Source organism: Pandoraea eparura, from assembly GCF_902459725.1.
Classification (GTDB): Bacteria; Pseudomonadota; Gammaproteobacteria; order Burkholderiales; family Burkholderiaceae; genus Pandoraea; species Pandoraea eparura.
Map to the genome: position 1 here is coordinate 78,275 of NZ_CABPSH010000004.1, position 14,657 is coordinate 92,931.

Below are 14,657 nucleotides of genomic sequence, written 5' to 3' on the forward strand. Positions count from 1 at the left end.
TTACCCCATTGCGGTCAATCTCGGTTGCTATTTTTTCTTCGGTGGCTCTTCCCCGCGAGACGTTCCTTCGGTCGTGACCCGTGCAAATTCTTCAGAATCGATTTCTGGGCGGCGATATTTGAGGAGTAACTTCATTAGGTCGAGCGATGTAATGCGCTTTTTGCGTGCATTGTTCATATTGGCGGTGGAGGTGCCCATGCAAAGAACGATTGAGTACCGTGGCTTCGAGATACACGTCGAGCTAATTCAGACCACCAAGGACATGTTCGACGTGTGGTTTCGTGTGGACGGCCCGATCAAGCCAGCTGGCGTCATGGCTCTAGGCAAGCTGATAAAGGTGCGCACTGGGCCGTTTTCCCGCCGATGGGCGTATCTAGTGGCGGAAATCTCCGGCCAAGCGGCGATAGACGTGATACTCGGCGCCCCAGAATGAGCGGTTGACGCGCTTGCAGTGGGATTGCGCGGGTATTCCTTAGGCCTGAACCGAGTGTTTGGGCGTACCCTGTGCTGACCGATAGCCAATTGCCCCCGGCGAACCGGATTCAAGCCCTCTCAATTTGGTGGGCTTCTTTTTGCCAGAATCGAATAGTCGTACGTTACGACGGCGCATTCGCAGGGAGGCGCAAATGGGAAGGTGTGTCGCATGCGAGCATCTTGCTGGCACAATGCCCGACGGAACTGCGCACGATGATCTGGTGCAGACGGGCACGGCGCGTAGGAAGCACTTCGCACAGGCAGTCGGCGATTTGATTTTCTACCGTTGCAGAGTTTGCGGGCAACATTGGGAGCTCGAGTCCGGCCGGCAGGATCCACATATTGGCTGGGCGCTTGTATCGACGTAACGAGATATGAGTTTTTGACGAACCCGTCAATTTCCGATTCTCTGAAAACACGGAATGTGACTTTCTCAATAAGGTGACCCCTCAGGCAACTTTGTCTGCCGCTCAACCCATGTGGTCTATCAACTTCGTGTATCGCGGTTGCAACGTCGACATCGAAATCGGCGAGCGCGTAACGCTCTGGGACATCACGATCGAGGTGACGCCGCTTGATGGCGTCGAGCTCATCGAACCGTTCGGCGCCCGCAAGCTGAAGCTTGCGAAGGTCGAGGAACTGGACGAGATCCAGGCGGCGCTTGTCGAAGAGATCCAGATGGCGATCGATCATCGGCTTGTTGAACCGCACCGGATTTGAACTGACCCCCGAGAGTTGGACACGACCTTGGAGATTCCGTGAGGAACTTCGAAGTAAAGTTTAAGGAGAAGGTGGTTCGCGAGCCGCGTAGCGAACATCCGTCGATGTGGGCGGCGTTCGAATCGATCGCACTCATCAGACACCTCTTCAGGGCGAGTATTCTCGCCTAAATTGGTGTCCGGGGAGATTAGACCACTACGCTGTCCAACTACCACGCCGGCCGGATCGTGTACGCGTGTCTGAAATATGCGCGGCCAAATTGCGTCGGCTCGAAGTGCTTGCCGACGAGGTGTATCAACTCGCGTGCGAGTAGCGCATTGATAACCGCTTCCGATGGCTGTTTGGGACTTTTTTCTGCTATGCGTTGTAGGGCAGCCGTGATTGCATGTGCTGAAAGGGTGAGCATGTTTTGCTCCTGTAAGAATTTTCTTGGGGCCCTTAGCGCTGGCTTCTATTAAGACGCTCAGTTGGGCGGCTTTCGGTTACCAGCGGCGCGATGGAATATCCACCTGCCAATTCGGCCATGCTGGGCTAGTGTTGTAGCCATGGTCTTGTGGCTCAGTCCGAGTGCGTAGGCAATGGACGCAACGGAAAGAAATTTCACTGTGTCCGCAGGCTCATACCCGGAATACAGGAACCAGTTCGGCGATATGATCATCTCTTCACACCTCAGATGCGCCTCTATCGAGAATGCCATCTACCAACGAGCGCGCAAACTCGTCGCCAGCGCGGCGAGCGTCGCCGATCGAATCGAATAGGACCCTTTCAAGCCGAAATACCTTTGAGTCCGATGATGCGGCTTCGTCAGGTGCGGCAGGACTGATTCGTACCGAAACCGCGAGCAGTCTCTCGTGCTTCCGACCCTCGGGGGCAACGTCCGGATTGTGAAACACCAGCGTTTCCAGTCGGAAGCCTCTGTAGGACGGGATAGTGTGGGACATACGTCCTCCGAGACGGCGGGCAGCTGCGTATCACCGCGAGCAAAGGTGCGGCGATATGTTGAAGGGGATACGGTAGGGGCTACGCGGGCTTGATATTCGACGCCTGCATTCCTTTTTGCCCACGCGTCACGTCGAAGGAGACGTGCTGGTTTTCTTTGAGAGTGCGAAATTCGCCGCCCCCTTGGGGCTGAATTTCGGAGAAATGCGCGAACAAGTCTTGACTACCACCATCCGGCCTGATGAAGCCGAAGCCTTTGCTGTCGTTGAACCATTTCACAATTCCGGTGCTCATGTGAACTCCTGGTTTTCCCGGCGTGCTGTCATCGCAAAATGCATGACTGGACGCTAGTGGCGGACAAACAAGAAATTCAGAGATCGGAAGTGTCTCGCAAAGATCGGTAAGATCGACGCTTGATCGGTAAAAGTCGTACTTGATGTTCGATGTACAACTTATACGCGCGTTTCATCGACTGAGCAAACATTCTTATGTAAGTGATTTTCTTTGCCCTTCCGTGCTCCGCTGAAGTGTGAGTTGTCGGACTTCAAACCCGGCTGGGGGCGTCAGCCGCTCCCAGGTCGGTTCGACTCCGGCTGCTTTCCGCCACTACGCCGCCACTACGCCGCTGGCGCGACGCTGACCCCTGTCACACTATGTCGTTGCATGGCGTCGGCTACGAAACCCTCGCGTTTCATGTCTTCCACGAATGTCTTCAGATATGCCGCAGCCGCCTCGCCGCGCGTGATCGGCACGCCCATCGCTTGCCGAATGACCATGAAGCGCTCGTCGAGCAACCGGTAGCCGGTCAGTGCCGCCACGTCGTGTTCGAGCTGCTGCTTCACGCCGGCGGCTACCTCGCAGCCCGTGTCGATGAACGTCTTGACCACCGTCGGCGACGTGGGCGCGCGCACGATTTCCGCGTGCTTGAGTTCGCGCGTCAGGAACAGGTCATACGCGCTGCCTTTGCCGACGACAACGCGCGTGCCCGCCTGATCGACCTCGGCGTTGGTCGTCACCGGCGACGCGTCGCGCACCAGGTAATAGCCTTCGATGAGCAAGTACGGCACCGTGAAACCAATCGTCGCCGCGCGGCGCGGATCGATGGCGAAAAAGCCCACGTCGGCCTGCTCGTTCGTTACCGTCTCCACCGATTTGCCGGCGGCATCGACCACGACAAGCGAAAGTTCAACGCCCAACCGCTTCGCCAAGGCACCCGCCAGATCGACCGAAATGCCGACCGGCTTGGACTGGGCATCAAGCCCCGCCAGAATCGGATTGCCAAGGTTGATGCAGGCGCGCAGCACGCCAGTCGGCGCAAGCGCGGCAAGGAGGGTCGAATCAAGCGTCATGGCGAGGATCGGGAAGTTTAGGGTTCGAGAATACCGGCAATCTTGCCGATGGCGTCGATGGTGTGGCGCAGGTGGGCGTTCGGCTAAATGGTACTGGCCGTAAGATTGGCTCGCGCCAACGCTCAGGCCATCCCGACGCGCCTTCTCACCAGTGTCACGCGCGGCTGGAGCAAGTGGCACGAGGTATCAGCTTGCCCCGATCTCGTGCCCGCGACGGTGGGGCTCGCCGAGGCGAATGGCCTCGGCGACGACGCTCAGCACTTCGGTCCCCGTGTTCTCGGAGTGCGCCTTGAGCACCTCGCCCAATTGCGGCCGTCCGGGTTCGCGAAGGGCCGCCATGATCCGGTCGTGCTCTTCGTGCGATTCCTGCCAACGGGAAAGATCCGCGTTCGCAGCACCGCGCGCGCGGTGCACCTTGCTCATCAACGTCGCATAGAGCGAGGAGAGCACCGGGTTGCCCGCGCCGTCCACAATCATCTGGTGGATCTGCTGGTTGATCCGGAAGTACTCCGTTCGAAGCCCCTTGCCGTGCGCATCGAGCATCTGCTCGTGCTTCTTCTCGATCGCGGCCAGCGCGCTGTCGGTCAATCGCTGTGATGCCAACTCGCCCGCCATGCGTTCCAGGCCGTGGAGGATTTCGAACGTGGCGCGAAGCTCGTCGAGATCGAGCGGCGCGACCCGGTAGCCGATGTATTGCCGGTGCAGCACCAGGCCCTCGGACACCAGCGTTTTGAGCGCTTCGCGCAGCGGCGTCTTCGAGACGTCGAACATTTCGCAAAGCGCCTTCTCGTCGATACGCTCGCCCGGCGGCAGTTCGCCTTCTTCGATCATGACGCGCAAACGCGTCGTAATCTCGGCCGCCATACCTAACGTGCGGAGCTTGAGGGACTTCTGGAGGGGGAGGGTCACAGTCGCAGGCGTGTTTATCAGGGTCATAAATATCCTACCACGTAGGGAAATCCCTAGAAGTGATTTCAATAAAATCAATTATTTACAGATATTGTAATTACAGATTACAGATTCTATACTCGCTCTCAAGTCGCGACGAAAGGTATGTAAGTCATCTACTCTGGAGATTCACCATGCAGTCGACAGGCAGGGTTGCCGCTATGGCGGGCACGAAGAGCGCTGTGCGCTGGAAGATATTTTTCTTGATGCTGTGTCTGATCTCGATCAACTACATCGATCGGGCGTCGTTGTCGGTGGCCATGCCGCTGATTTCGAAGGAGTTCGATCTCACGCCCACGATGGAAGGGTTGATCCTGAGCGGCTTCTTCTGGACGTATGCCGTCATGCAGATTCCGGGCGGCATGCTGGCCGACAAATACAAGCCGCGCATCGTGATCGCGCTGGCCACGGTCTTCTGGGGCATCTTCCAGGCGGCCGCCGCCGTGTGCACGAATGCCACGTCCCTGCTGTTCACGCGCTTCGGGCTGGGCGCGGCTGAAGCGCCGATCTATCCGGCGGGCGGCAAACTCAACGCCATCTGGATGACGCAGTACGAACGCGGCCGTGGCGCCACGCTGCTCGACGGTGGCGCCCCGCTAGGGGCCGCCCTCGGCGCCATCATCATCACGTGGCTCATCACGATGCTTGGCTCGTGGCGCCTCGCATTCGTGGTCGCGGGCGTTGGCACGGTGCTGGCCGGCTACGTCGCCTGGCGCTACATCCGCAACACCCCGCGTGAACACCCGGCCGTCAACGACGAAGAGGCAACCTACATCGAGCAAGCGCAGGCGAACGAACACCGCACCGAACCGGCCAACCTCTCCGGACGCTCGCTGGACTTCTTCAAATACCGCTCGGTATGGTGCATGGCGCTGGGCTGGATGTGCTTCAACACGGTCTTCTACGGGCTGCTGACCTGGATGCCGAACTACCTGCACAAGGTGCACGGGTTCGACATCAAGCAGATGGGCGGCGCCAGCTTCATCATTTTCTTCTGCGGCTTCGTCGGCGAGCTGTTCGGCGGCTGGGTTGGCGACAAATGGAAGGCCGCGGGCGGCTCCCCGAACAAGGTCATGCGCACGCTCTTCGGCATCGCCGCCGTGATCGCGACCGCGTCGATCTTCTCCGTGGCTTACGTGAAGAGCGATGTCGTCACCGTGGTGCTGCTGTCCTCGACGCTGTTCTTCCTTCGCTGGTGCGGCCTGTACTGGTGCATTCCGTCCATTCTCGGCACACGCAACAAGGTCGGGTTCCTCGGCGGGGTGATGAATCTCGGCGGCAACATCGGGGGCATCAGTGTCCCGCTGATTGTCGGCGTGATCGTGCAGACCACCGGGTCGTATTTCCTCGCTCTGATGTTCTTCGCGGCCGCCGGTGTCGGGTTGTTCATCTGCTCGACGCTGATCGACTACGAACGCAAGCTCCCGGTCTGATTTTCTGATTCTCTGATTGGCAGACCCACGTTTTCCCCCGATCGGCCCGCCGCCCAGGCGGCCGATCACCGCATTATCGGTAAGACCATGACGACTAAAAAACGCAAACTGCTTGGCATGCTCACGCCGTCTTCCAACACCGCGCTGGAACCGATTACCAGCGCGATGGTGGCGAGCCTCGAGCACGTCTCTGTCCATTTCTCCCGCTTTCGCGTCACGCAGATTTCCCTCGGCGAGAACGCCCTCGGCCAATTCGACCTGCAAAAGATTCTCGACGCGGCGCAGCTCCTCGCCGACGCCGAGGTCGATGTCATTGCGTGGAACGGCACGTCCGCCGGGTGGCTCGGCTTCGAGACCGACGAAGCGCTGTGTCGGCAGATCACCGAGACGACCGGCATTCCCGCCACGACGTCCGTGCTGGCACTCAACGAAATCCTGGCACGCACCGGTGTGACCGAACTCGGTCTCGTGACGCCGTATCTGGAAGACGTGCAACAACGCATCGTCGCGAACTATGCGCGGCAGGGCATTCGCTGCACGGCCGAGCGTCACCTGGGGCTCAGCAAGAACTTCGAATTTTCGGAGGTCAGCGCGCAGACGCTGGAGGGCCTCGTCAACGAGGTGGCGCAAGCGCGCCCGCAAGCCATCACCACGTTCTGCACCAACCTGCATGCCGCGCCGCTCGCCCGCGCGCTGGAAGTCAAGACCGGCATTCCCGTGTACGACACCATCTCGACGGTGCTCTGGAAGTCGCTGCGGCTCGCCGGCGTCGACACGCGCGCACTGAGCGACTGGGGCCAACTGTTCCAGCAAGGAGAGTAAGACGATGAGCGACACCTTCGACCTGGTCATTCGGCATGCCGACGTGGTCACGGCGGCCGACCGTTTCACGTGCGACATCGGCGTGCGCGACGGTGTAATCGCGGCGCTCGGCCGGAATCTGGCCCGTGGGACGCGCGAGGTCGATGCCTCGGGCTTGCTTGTGCTGCCCGGTGGCGTGGACGGCCACTGCCACCTCGACCAGCCCATGCCGGACGGCCTGCGCATGGCCGATGACTTCTTCACAGGTACGCGCGCCGCCGTGTGCGGCGGCACGACGACGGTGATTCCGTTTGCCGCGCAGGAGAAGGGCGGTTCGTTGCGCGCGGCCGTCGACGACTATCACCGCCGCGCCGAAGGGCGCGCGGTGGTGGACTACGGGTTCCATCTGATCGTTGCGGATCCGACGGAGAAGGTGCTCTGTGAAGAGCTGCCGCAATTGATTCGCGAAGGGTACACGTCGTTCAAGATCTACATGACGTACGACGATCTGAAGCTCTCGGATCGCGAGATTCTGGAGGTGCTGTCGGTGGCCCGCGAACACGGCGCGCTGGTGATGGTGCATGCGGAGAATTCGGATTGCATCGCATGGCTGACGGACAAGCTCGTCGGGCAGGGTCGCATTGCGCCGAAGTTCCATGGTCTCGCGCGACCGGCGGCCGTCGAGCGCGAAGCGACGCACCGCGCGATCACCTTCGCCGAACTGGTCGACGTGCCGATCCTCATCGTTCATGTGTCGGGCAAGGACGCCATTGGACAAATTCGCTGGGCACAGGGCCGCGGCATGCAGATTCTGGCCGAGACGTGTCCGCAGTATTTGTATCTGAGCGCCGAGGACATGAATCATCCGGGCGACGACGGCTACGCCGGGGCCAAATGCGTCTGCAGCCCGCCGCCGCGCGATGCCGACAACCAGGAGGCCGTGTGGAAGGCGTTGAAGCAAGGCGTGTTCTCGGTGTTCTCGTCCGATCACGCGCCGTTCAACTACGAAGATCCGCAAGGCAAGAAGCCGGGCGGCAAGCCACAGTCGTTCGAGCATATCCCCAACGGCATTCCCGGCATCGAGACGCGCCTGCCGTTGCTGTTTGACGGCGTGCGTCGCGGACGCCTGTCGATTCATCAGTTCGTGGAACTGACGTCGTACCGTCCGGCGCGGCTCTACGGCCTGTATCCGCGCAAGGGCACCATCGCCGTGGGCGCGGATGCTGACATCGTGCTGTGGGACCCCGAGTTGCGAACGACGATTCGCAACGCCGAACTCCATCATGCCGTCGACTACACGCCGTATGAGGGGCGCGAGGTCATCGGTTGGCCGGTGCACTGCTTCTCACGCGGCGAGCAACTCGTGGCCAGTGGGCAATATCTGGCGCCGGCCGCCGGGCGAGGGCGCTTTCTTCCCGCAGACGCGCCGTCCCTGGTGTGACGCAAGACAACGACAGTGGCAGGAGATTTCATGCGCTTACTTGTAGTGAATCCCAATATCTCGACGAGCGTGACAGGGCTGATCGAAGCCGAAGCCCGTCGCGCCGCATCGCCGGAGACGACGCTCGCTTTCGCGACGGCGTCGTTCGGCGTTGCCTACATCGAGACGCGTTTCGAAGCGCTCGTCGGCGGCTACGCCACGGCGTGTGCTGCGGCGGAACAGGCGGGCACGTTCGATGGCCTCGTGGTCGCCGCGTTTGGCGACCCGGGGTTGGGGGGGATCAAGGAGTTGTTCGACGTGCCGGTCGTGGGCATGACCGAAGCGGCGTTGGCGAGCGCGTGCCTGCTCGGCGCGCGCTTTTCGATCATCGCCATCTCGCACCGGATTCAGGCCTGGTATCGGGAGTGTGTGGAAGCGAACGGACTGACATCGCGACTGGCCAGCATTCGCAGCCTGACGTCGCCATTGCGCGATATTGCGACCGTGCAGGAGGACCACGCTGGGCGTCTCATCGAACTGAGTCGGCGCGCCGTGGAGGAAGACGGGGCCGACGTGATCATCGTGGCGGGCGCACCGCTGGCAGGACTGGCGCGGACGTTGCGCGATCGCATTCCGGTGCCAGTCGTCGACGGCGTTTCCAGCGCGGTTCGGCATTGTGAGTCGCTGGTAGCATTGCAGCCGGGCGTGGCTCGCCTGGGCAGCTTCCAGAGACCGCCGGTGAAGCCGCACGCGGGGCTGCCGCTCGCCGTGGGCCGGATGCTCGACGCGCCGGGGGTTTCGGACGGCTGACGCCGGGGTGTGCTTTCGGATTACCCTTGGCGAATCGGCGGCGAGGACGTCGCCAGTGCGGCGACGCCGAGACTCATGTACAGCAAGCCGGTCACGTACTTCCCGATGCCCGGTCTTGCGCGCCGGCTGGCGAGCGCCTTGCCGATCGTGCCGGCCAGCGCCGCGTACGCGACGTCGCTCAATGCGCCGACGAACACCAGCAATACGCCGAGTGTCGCGATTTGCAACGGCACATGGCTGGACGCTGGGTTCACGAACTGCGGCAGGAAGGCGGCGATGAACAGGCCCGTCTTCGGGTTGAGCAGATTGACGAGAAAGCCCTTCTTGATCGAGGCGCCCAGCGCGCGTGCGGGCGCCGGCGGCGCGGCGCCGACGTGAGCGGGCCGGCTGCGAATTGCCTTGATCCCCAGAAAGATCAGATAGGCCGCGCCGAGCGACTTGATCACGCCGAACAGCACCGGCGAGGCCAGCAACAGGGCCGTCAGTCCGGCGGCCGCCAGGGCAACGTGGACGAGCGTCGCCAGCATCACGCCGAAACACGACGCCAACCCGAAGCGAAATCCCTGGCTGGCGCTCGCCGTCGAGATGTAGATCGTGTTCGGTCCCGGAATCGCGACGAGTACGGCGACAGTGGCGAGAAAGTAGGGCAGTACGTTGATATCGATCATGGGGAATGTCGAGCGGCGCCATCGGTGGCGCGGCCGACGACGCAGAAACGTTAGCGGGTCTGTCTGGCATGACGATGCGCCACGGCATCGTAACATCGTGACGGCTGGCGGATGCCGTGCACACCGCGCTCCTTGGTGCTCTCGCCATGCCGACTCGGCGCGACGTAGCCGCAGATCGCGCGGTGCACGGCGTATCGCAGCGCTTGCGACATTGGCCGGGCGTCATGCGACAGGCGGGCGGCGTGAAACAGTGTGTTGCATGCCGTTGCCGGCTGAAATTCGGAAATGGCGTTACACTTCTAGCGCACGCCCACGCCATCCGGTGGTGGGCGACTCCCCAATTTCGGCCTGTTTGAACGTCATCATGAAGTCCCCTGGTACTGCCTCTGCCACGCCCGCGTGCGACGCTGGCGAATGCGTCGAGCTTGTCGCAACGGCCACCCTGCCGACGCGATACGGCACCTTCACCTCTCACGCGTTTCGCGTCAAGGACAGCGACAACGAGCACCTCGCGCTGGTCATGGGAGAGGTCAGTGGCGATGCGCCCACGCTCGTGCGTCTGCACTCGGAATGCCTCACGGGGGATGTCTTCGGATCCTACCGCTGCGATTGCGGCGAACAACTCGACGCGGGCATGCGCAAGATCGCCGACGAAGGGCGCGGCGTGATGCTGTATTTGCGCGGTCACGAAGGGCGTGGGATTGGCCTGAGCAACAAGATTCGTGCATATCTGCTGCAGGAGCAGGGCCGCGATACCGTCGAGGCCAATCTGGATCTGGGCCTGCCCGACGACGCCCGCGAGTACGACTCGGCGGCTGCCATTCTGCGCATTCTCGGCGTGCGTTCGGTGCGCCTTATGAGCAACAATCCGAAGAAGTTCGACACGCTCGCGAAACACGGTATCCCGGTGTGCGAGCGCGTGGCGCTCGACATCCCGATGCGCGAAGAGAACGAACGCTACATCCGCACCAAGCAGGTCAAGTTCGGACATTACTTCGAAGAGAACGAGTAGCGTACGAACGGCGCGACGAACGGCTCAACGGAGCGGCCAACGAACGGCCAATGAGCAGTCAATGAGCAGTCAATGAGCGACCGACGAGGGCTTAACGTTCAGCGAACGAGTCGTGAACGCGTAAGCGCGCGTTGCGCGCACCATCGACGCCGTGGCGATTTGTCGTACGGTTCGCCAACATGTCTCCTGTGTAATGGGCACGTCGCGCGCCTCACTTCGGCAGCAGTGCCAACATCGGCATGGGCAAGTTCCCATCCGATGTGCGATGCAGCAATTTGTGCTTGACTCTGCAATTTGGCAGCAGTTACCATCCGCCCTGTCTTCCACTCAAGGGGTTTGTCCGTGAATTCCGATGCCAGTAGTAGTCGATCGTTGATCGACTGATTGCCTGAGGATCCACAGCCTTCCCTGTGCCGCGTCCTCATGCAGGATGCGGTATCTAGCGCCAACGCATGCTCGTCTCGAGCGTGACTTCTCCGGCGCGATTTCCGCAAAATTTCCACTGTCGTGCCCGTGAGGGGCGCTGTCGTCTTGCGCATGCATTTGGCATCGCGACGCTGTGCCCGCATGAGCCGGCCGTCCTTGCCGTGCGCGGCAGGGACGATTCGCAGTCATGCGAGGAAGTCATGCGCGCTATTCAAACGTCGCAAACGTTTCAGGCTTTCCAGAGCCAACCGACGCTCACCACCCCGGTGTCGCGTCTGACCATTGTCTGCCTGGCCGATGCCCTCGGGGCATTGCGCAAGCAGATGTTCATCGATCTCACGGCGCTCGGCCTTCGCGCCACGCGCGTCAGCATTACGCGCTGGAGTGATCGCAACGAGGCCTCGGCCACCGTCACGCTCGACTGCCCGCTCGCCTCGCGGGCGTCGCTCACGTCGCTCGTCATGCGCCTGTCGGGCGAGCGCAGCGTGCGCCGCGTATTCTGGTCCGACGATGCAAGCCGCCATGTGAGCGTTGCCGTCAGGTCCACGCACGCTTGACGCCGTTGACCTGATCGCGCGGACGTCGCTTGCCGTTGTGCCGAACCCGAAAACTTAAGGAGTCCGACATGGAAGATGGAAGTAGCCGAATGAGGCCCGCCGGAGCCCGATGCGCAACGCGCGGGTTTCCGGCGGGCGATCCCCAAGAATTTTCACTATCACCGACCGCGCGCCGCGCGGCGCGGCTGGGTGCGTTCGCGCGTTGTTTCCGGAGACATGACTTCCGGTAGCGCCTGACGAGACCGGCCGGCCGCCATGTCAGCGTAAGCCGCGCCAGGAACATCGTCATGAACAAGCCTCTTCACTCGCGCCGCAAACAACGCGGCTTCGTCGAACGCTCGACAACCCCCGGCCTGCCGCCCGCGGGCCCCGACGTCGTCGCCCGGCTCGCCAATGAGCCGCTGCGGGACGTGCTGCACACCCTCGACACCGACCTGAACGGTCTGACGCTCGCCGACGTCGGCCAGCGCCAGACCCGCTACGGACCCAACGAAATCGCGCACGACAAGCCGCCTCACTGGGCGGTGCAACTGTTCGGCGCCTTCAAGAACCCGTTTGTGATGGTGCTGCTGGCGCTCGCCACTGTCAGCTATTTCACCGACGTCCACTTCGCGGATCCCGGCGATGAGGACTACATGGGCATCTCCATCCTGCTCACGATGGTGACCATCAGCGGGCTGCTGCGCTTTTTCTCCGAGTTCCGGTCGCTGCGCGCGGCCGAGAAGCTCAAGGCGATGGTGCGCACGACCGCCAGCGTTCGCCGCCGTGTGACGGCGACGGGCGAGCCGGAGCGTCACGAAGTCGCCATGCGCGAGCTGGTCGTGGGCGACATCGTGACGCTCCAGGCGGGTGACATGATCCCGGCCGACCTGCGGTTGATCGAATCGCGCGACCTGTTCATCAGTCAGGCGGTCCTCACGGGCGAAGCGCTGCCCGTCGAGAAGTACGACACACTGGGGGCCGTCGCGCAAAAGTCCGCCGAGACGACGGCCAGACCGGGTAACGCGAACCTGCTCGATCTGTCCAATATCTGCTTCATGGGCACGAACGTGGTCAGCGGCACGGCCACCGGCGTTGTCGTCGCCACGGCGGGCGACACGTATTTCGGCGCCCTGGCGACGAACGTGGTGAGTCACAAGCGGGTCGAGACCAGCTTCGACCGCGGCGTGAACAGCGTGAGCTGGCTGCTCATCCGCTTCATGCTGGTGATGGTGCCGGTCGTCTTCATGATCAACGGTCTGACCAAGGGCGACTGGGTCAGCGCGCTGACGTTCGCACTGGCGGTGGCTGTCGGCCTGACGCCGGAAATGCTGCCGATGATCGTGAGCGCCAACCTGGCGCGCGGCGCCATGGCGATGTCGCGCCGCAAGGTGGTCGTCAAGCGCCTGAACTCGGTGCAGAACTTCGGCGCCATGGACGTGCTGTGTACCGACAAGACTGGCACGCTCACGCAGGACCGCATCATTCTCGAGCAACATCTCGACGTGGCCGGCGACGAGCGCGAGGACGTATTGCGTCTGGGCTGGCTCAACAGCTATCACCAGAGTGGCCAGCGCAACCTGATCGACGTGGCGATCATCCGCCGTGCCAACGAGATCGGCGAGGCGGTGCAACCGCGTGACTTCACCAAGATTGACGAATTGCCGTTCGACTTCGTGCGCCGGCGTCTGTCGGTCGTGGTGGCCGACGCGCGCGGCGAGCACCTGATGATTACCAAGGGCGCCGTCGAGGAGATGTTGTCCGTCTCCTCGCACGTGCAAACCTCGCAAGGCGTGCGCGCGCTCGACGATACGGCTCGCGCCATCCTGCTGGCGCGCGCCGAGGCGTACAACGCCGACGGGTTCCGCGTGCTCGTCGTGGCGACGCGCGATATCCCGGCGGGCGAGACGAAGACGCAGTACAAGACGTCCGACGAAGCGGGGCTGACGGTCTGCGGCTTCCTGACCTTCCTCGATCCGCCCAAGGACTCGGCCGCCCCGGCCATTGCCGCCCTGCGCGAGCATGGCGTGACGGTGAAGGTGCTGACCGGCGACAACCCGATTGTCACGATCAACGTGTGCCGTCAGGTGGGGCTTGAGCCGGGCACGCCGCTGCTCGGCACGGACATCGAGCCGATGGACGACGCCACGCTGCGCGAGGCGGTCGGCCGCACGACTGTGTTCGCCAAGCTCGCGCCGCTGCACAAGGCGCGCGTGGTCAAGGCCTTGCAGGCCAACGGTCACACGGTGGGCTTCCTGGGCGACGGCATTAACGACGCCCCCGCGCTGCGCGATGCCGACGTCGGCATCTCGGTGGATACCGGGGCCGACATCGCCAAGGAGACCGCCGACATCATCCTGCTCGAAAAGAGCCTGATGGTGCTGGAGGAGGGCGTCATCAAGGGCCGCGAGACCTTCGGCAACATCCTCAAGTACCTGAACATGACGGCCAGCTCGAACTTCGGCAACGTGTTCTCGGTGCTGGTGGCGAGCGCATTCCTGCCGTGGCAGCCGATGCTCGCGATGCAATTGCTCGTGCAGAACCTCGTGTACGACATTTCGCAGATGTTCCTGCCATGGGATCGCATGGATCCGGAATTCCTCAAGAAGCCGCGCAAGTGGGACGCGGGCAACATCCGGCGCTTCATGCTGTGGCTTGGGCCGACCTCGTCGGTGTTCGATATCACGACCTATGCGCTGATGTGGACGGTCTTCGGTGCGGGTGCGCTGTATCACGCGCATGGCGGCGATGCGGGGCAGGTCATCATGAATTCGGGCTGGTTCGTCGAAGGGCTGGTGTCGCAGACGCTGGTTGTGCACCTGCTGCGCACGCAAAAGATCCCGTTCCTGCAAAGCACGCCGGCGCTGCCGATCATGCTGTCGACGACGGTGGCGATCGCGCTGGCCTGCTGGCTGCCGTACTCGCCGTTTGCCGAAGCGCTGGGCTTCGTCGCGCTGCCGGGATCGTACTTCTACTGGCTCGCCGCGACCATGCTCGGTTACATCGCCCTCGCACAAGTCGTGAAGACGATCTACATCCGTCGCTTTGGCCGCTGGTTCTGATCGGGTGTCGACCGCGTCGACCGAATCTTTACCGCCATCGATGTGAGGCAACGCTCCCG

13 protein-coding genes are annotated in these 14,657 nt (G+C 62.3%); 9 read left to right on the forward strand and 4 right to left on the reverse strand.

The genetic code is table 11. The features are described 5' to 3' along the window. Positions 1 to 196 precede the first annotated feature (196 nt). Complete coding sequence (locus tag PEP31012_RS11010; RefSeq protein ID WP_150589391.1) at positions 197 to 433, forward strand: hypothetical protein; 237 nt, start codon at positions 197 to 199, stop codon at positions 431 to 433. Positions 434 to 951: 518 nt separating this feature from the next. Further along, positions 952 to 1,194 carry a hypothetical protein gene (locus PEP31012_RS11015; RefSeq protein WP_150589392.1) on the forward strand — a complete coding sequence of 81 codons (243 nt, stop codon included), beginning with the start codon at positions 952 to 954 and terminating at the stop codon, positions 1,192 to 1,194. Between the two features lie 1,020 nt (positions 1,195 to 2,214). On the opposite strand, the gene PEP31012_RS11020 is transcribed toward PEP31012_RS11015, so the two are convergent. The 3 genes from PEP31012_RS11020 to PEP31012_RS11030 form a co-directional block, all read right to left on the reverse strand. Then, positions 2,215 to 2,427, reverse strand: a complete 213-nt coding sequence (locus PEP31012_RS11020; RefSeq protein ID WP_150589393.1) for a cold-shock protein — start codon at positions 2,425 to 2,427, stop codon at positions 2,215 to 2,217. Between the two features lie 323 nt (positions 2,428 to 2,750). Beyond that, positions 2,751 to 3,482: an ABC transporter substrate-binding protein gene (locus PEP31012_RS11025; protein WP_150589394.1), complete on the reverse strand. Its 732-nt coding sequence runs from the start codon at positions 3,480 to 3,482 to the stop codon at positions 2,751 to 2,753. Positions 3,483 to 3,668: 186 nt separating this feature from the next. Then, positions 3,669 to 4,418, reverse strand: a complete 750-nt coding sequence (locus PEP31012_RS11030; RefSeq protein ID WP_150589668.1) for a GntR family transcriptional regulator — start codon at positions 4,416 to 4,418, stop codon at positions 3,669 to 3,671. Positions 4,419 to 4,564: 146 nt separating this feature from the next. Here PEP31012_RS11030 and PEP31012_RS11035 point away from each other — a divergent pair, with 146 nt between their 5' ends. The 4 genes from PEP31012_RS11035 to PEP31012_RS11050 all read left to right on the forward strand — a co-directional run bounded on the left by PEP31012_RS11035 (position 4,565) and on the right by PEP31012_RS11050 (position 8,894). Further along, complete coding sequence (locus PEP31012_RS11035; protein WP_150589395.1) at positions 4,565 to 5,863, forward strand: MFS transporter; 1,299 nt, start codon at positions 4,565 to 4,567, stop codon at positions 5,861 to 5,863. Positions 5,864 to 5,950: 87 nt separating this feature from the next. Continuing rightward, on the forward strand, positions 5,951 to 6,685 hold the full coding sequence (locus PEP31012_RS11040; protein WP_150589396.1) for a maleate cis-trans isomerase family protein: 735 nt from the start codon (positions 5,951 to 5,953) through the stop codon (positions 6,683 to 6,685). A 4-nt stretch (positions 6,686 to 6,689) separates the two neighbouring features. After that, entirely contained in the window at positions 6,690 to 8,105 is a 1,416-nt protein-coding gene (gene hydA / locus PEP31012_RS11045; protein ID WP_150589397.1) for a dihydropyrimidinase, read from the forward strand. Positions 8,106 to 8,135: 30 nt separating this feature from the next. Then, on the forward strand, positions 8,136 to 8,894 hold the full coding sequence (locus tag PEP31012_RS11050) for an aspartate/glutamate racemase family protein (RefSeq protein WP_150589398.1): 759 nt from the start codon (positions 8,136 to 8,138) through the stop codon (positions 8,892 to 8,894). Positions 8,895 to 8,914: 20 nt separating this feature from the next. On the opposite strand, the gene PEP31012_RS11055 is transcribed toward PEP31012_RS11050, so the two are convergent. Then, on the reverse strand, positions 8,915 to 9,562 hold the full coding sequence (locus PEP31012_RS11055; RefSeq protein ID WP_150589399.1) for a LysE family translocator: 648 nt from the start codon (positions 9,560 to 9,562) through the stop codon (positions 8,915 to 8,917). A gap of 364 nt (positions 9,563 to 9,926) precedes the next feature. Between PEP31012_RS11055 and ribA the strand changes: the two genes are divergently transcribed. The 3 genes from ribA to mgtA all read left to right on the forward strand — a co-directional run bounded on the left by ribA (position 9,927) and on the right by mgtA (position 14,598). Then, positions 9,927 to 10,574, forward strand: a complete 648-nt coding sequence (ribA, locus tag PEP31012_RS11060) for a GTP cyclohydrolase II (RefSeq protein ID WP_150589400.1) — start codon at positions 9,927 to 9,929, stop codon at positions 10,572 to 10,574. 626 nt (positions 10,575 to 11,200) lie between these two features. Continuing rightward, entirely contained in the window at positions 11,201 to 11,557 is a 357-nt protein-coding gene (locus PEP31012_RS11065; RefSeq protein ID WP_150589401.1) for a hypothetical protein, read from the forward strand. 287 nt (positions 11,558 to 11,844) lie between these two features. Beyond that, on the forward strand, positions 11,845 to 14,598 hold the full coding sequence (mgtA, locus tag PEP31012_RS11070; protein ID WP_150589402.1) for a magnesium-translocating P-type ATPase: 2,754 nt from the start codon (positions 11,845 to 11,847) through the stop codon (positions 14,596 to 14,598). Positions 14,599 to 14,657 lie beyond the last annotated feature (59 nt).